The sequence below is a fragment of the Microbacterium sp. 13-71-7 genome (assembly GCF_002257455.1).
Taxonomy (GTDB): Bacteria; Actinomycetota; Actinomycetes; order Actinomycetales; family Microbacteriaceae; genus Microbacterium.
In genome coordinates this window covers 1-2396 of record NZ_NCKN01000371.1, presented here as the reverse complement: position 1 = coordinate 2396, position 2396 = coordinate 1, and the positions used below count along the sequence as shown (strand labels likewise).

The following is a 2396-nucleotide window of genomic DNA, read 5'->3' as shown; positions in this document are numbered from 1 at the left end:
AGGACCGCGAGCGCCGGAGTCCACCGTCCCGGCACCCGGAAGGCGAGCAGCGCTGAGGTGGCGATCGCGGCGAGGACGAGCACTCCGATCACCGTCGGCAGCAGATCGATCCCGCCCGTCATCCCCCGCTCCTCCCCGGTGGTCGCGCGCTCAGGCGTCGAGCGCGTCGGGTCCCTGGGTCACGAGCATGTGGAACTGCGCCGCGTCGAGGATCCGCACCCCCAGCTCCTCCGCCTTGGCGAGCTTGGATCCGGCGCCGGGCCCCGCGGCTACGAAGTCGGTCTTCTTGGAGACGCTCGACGCGGCCTTGCCTCCGGCCTGGATGATCGCCTCCTGCGCCCCCTCTCGGGTATAGCCGTCAAGGATCCGGTCGCGACGACGGTGAGCCCGTCGAGGACCCCGCCCGCCGCGGCCGCGGCTCCCGGCCCGGCGTGCCCCGGTGTCGCCCACTGCACGCCGGCGTCTGCCCAGCGCTGCACGATCTCCTGATGCCAGTCGATCGTGAACCAGTCCAGGAGGGAGTCGGCGATGATCCCGCCGACGCCCTCGACCGCGGCGAGCTCCTCGCGGGACGCGGCCCTGATCGCATCCAGGGATCCGAACCACTGCGCCAGTGCGCGCGCGGCGACCGGGCCGACGTGGCGGATGTTCAGCGCGACCAGCAGTCGCCAGAGGTCCTTGGTCTTGGCCTTCTCGAGCTCGGCGAGCAGCTTGACGGCCTGGGAGGAAGGCTGGGACGCGTTGACGCCCTCCTTCTTCTCGGCCGCGGTCGGGTTGCGCCGGAACGGCGCACGGGTCTTCACGATCCCGTCCTCGTCCTCCTTCGGGAGGCCCGTCTCGGCGTCGCGGACGACCACCTCGATCGGCACGAGCTGCTCGAGCGTGAGCGTGAACAGGCCGGCCTCGGTCTCCAGCGGCGGCACCGCAGGGTGGCTCGGCTGCGTGAGGGCGGCCGCGGTGACCTCGCCGAGCGCCTCGACGTCGAGCGCGCCGCGAGATCCGATGTGCTCGACGCGGCCGCGCACCTGCGCAGGGCAGGACCGCGTGTTCGGGCAGCGCAGATCGATGTCGCCCTCTTTCGCGGGCGCGAGGATCGCGCCGCACTCCGGGCAGCGCTCCGGCATCACGAACTCCCGCTCGGAGCCGTCGCGCCGCTCGACCACCGGGCCGAGGACCTCGGGGATCACGTCGCCTGCCTTGCGCAGCACGACCGTGTCGCCGATGAGCACGCCCTTGGCCTTCACCACGTCCTTGTTGTGCAGCGTGGCCTGACGCACCACGCTTCCGGCGACGTGGGCCGGTGCCATCACCGCGAACGGGGTGGCGCGCCCGGTACGGCCGACCGACACGACGATGTCGAGGAGGGTGGTCTGCACCTCCTCCGGCGGGTACTTGTAGGCGATCGCCCAGCGCGGCGCGCGGCTCGTGGCGCCGAGTTCGTCGTGCAGGTCGAGCTCGTCGACCTTCACGACGATGCCGTCCAGCTCGTGCTCGATGTCGTGCCGGTGCTCGCCGTAGTACGCGACGAATTCGGCGACCTCATCGATCGTGGCGCAGACCTTGGTGTGCGGACTCGTGGGCAGCCCCCATTCCGCGAGCAGCTCATAGACCTCGCTCTGCGCGGAGACGGGCGGATCCGGCCACGCGCCGATGCCGTGCACGTACAGCGCGAGGGAATCGACGCGGAGCATCCCGGCCTCGAGCTCCATGCCGTCCTTCTTGTCGAGCTGCTGGCGCAGCCCTCCGCTCGCGGCGTTGCGCGGATTCGCGAAGGACGGGAAGCGCCGCGCGGCCGCCGTGCGGGCCTTCTCCTCGTCGAAGGGCTTCTTGGCGCCGCCACGGGACTGGAAGCGCTCCAGCGCCTCGGCATAGGCACGATCGCGGAACGCGGCCTGCGCGGCGTTCAGACGCTCGAAGGCGGCGACCGGGATGAAGACCTCGCCGCGCACCTCGACGATCGCAGGGTGCCCTGAGCCGCTGAGGCGCTCGGGGATCCCCGCGACGCGCAGGGCGTTCTCGGTCACGATCTCGCCGACCCGCCCGTCGCCCCGCGTGGCGGCGGAGGTGAGCACGCCGCGCTCGTAGCGCAGGTTGATCGCGAGACCGTCGATCTTGAGCTCGGTGAGCCAGGCGACGTCGCGACCGGCTGCGGCGCGGGTCTTCGCCGCCCACTCGCGCAGCTCGTCGAGCGAGAACACGTTGTCGAGGCTGAGCATGCGTTCGGCGTGCTCGATGGTCTGCAGGCCCGTCGCCTCGGCCGCGCCCACCATCTGGGTCGGCGAGTCCTGCCCCTGCAGCTCGGGGTGCAGGCGCTCGATCTCCTCGAGCCGGTGCATCCAGCCGTCGTAGGTGGCGTCGTCCACGAGCGAGGTGTCGCGCCCGTAGTACGCGTCCTT

Annotated in this window: 1 pseudogene; it reads right to left on the bottom strand. The window is 71.7% G+C overall.

From position 1 onward, the window contains the following. Positions 1-150 precede the first annotated feature (150 nt). Positions 151-2396: pseudogene (ligA, locus tag B7X32_RS20355) on the bottom strand (NAD-dependent DNA ligase LigA); the annotation flags it as partial.